Source organism: Streptomyces sp. NPDC058955 (assembly GCF_042741435.1).
GTDB lineage: Bacteria > Actinomycetota > Actinomycetes > Streptomycetales > Streptomycetaceae > Streptomyces.
Map to the genome: position 1 here is coordinate 42,374 of NZ_JBHYKM010000056.1, position 640 is coordinate 43,013.

Below are 640 nucleotides of genomic sequence, written 5' to 3' on the forward strand. Positions count from 1 at the left end.
GTCACCGCGCGGCCGGGCGCGCGCCGCGCGCGGCGAGTCTGGGGCGTCCGGCCCCGCGCGCGGGGCGGGGGGCGCCCCCCGCCCCCCCCCGCCGCCGCCGGGTGGGGCGGGAGCGCCGTCATCCCCCGCCGTGCGCCGTCGGTCCGGGGGCCTCGAAGCGGGTGAAGGCGCTCCGCCGCGGAAGGCGGTAGACCTCGCGTCCGGTCACGGCGTTCAGGATGGTGGCGTTGCGGACGGCCCCGATGTCGAGGTTCGGGGCGGAGACGCCGTAGGCGTGGATCTCGGCGTTGGCCACGAAGATCCGGCCGGTGACGCCGTCGGCGAGGTCGACGGAGTGGTCGGCCCGGACCGCGGGCCGCCCCTTGGCGTCCCGTCGGATCAGCTTCTCGACCGGGGCCAGGAAGTCCGGGGTGCGCCGCCGGTAGCCGGTCGCCGCGACGACCAGGTCGGTGACGTGCTCGAACTCCCGGCCGGTGTCGAGGTGACGGCAGGTCAGCACCGTCCGCCCGGCGGGCTCCGCGACCGCGGCCTCGACGGCGACGCCGAAGCGCAGCGCGGCGCGGGCCGGGCCCCCCGGGCGCGGGGGGGGGGATTGGGGTGCGGGGGTTAGCGCCCGGGGGTGCGGGGGGGTACCCGGGGA

1 pseudogene is annotated in these 640 nt (G+C 79.8%); it reads right to left on the reverse strand.

From position 1 onward, the window contains the following. Positions 1 to 118: 118 nt before the first annotated feature. Positions 119 to 640, reverse strand: a pseudogene (locus ACFW1I_RS21685) (hypothetical protein); the annotation flags it as partial.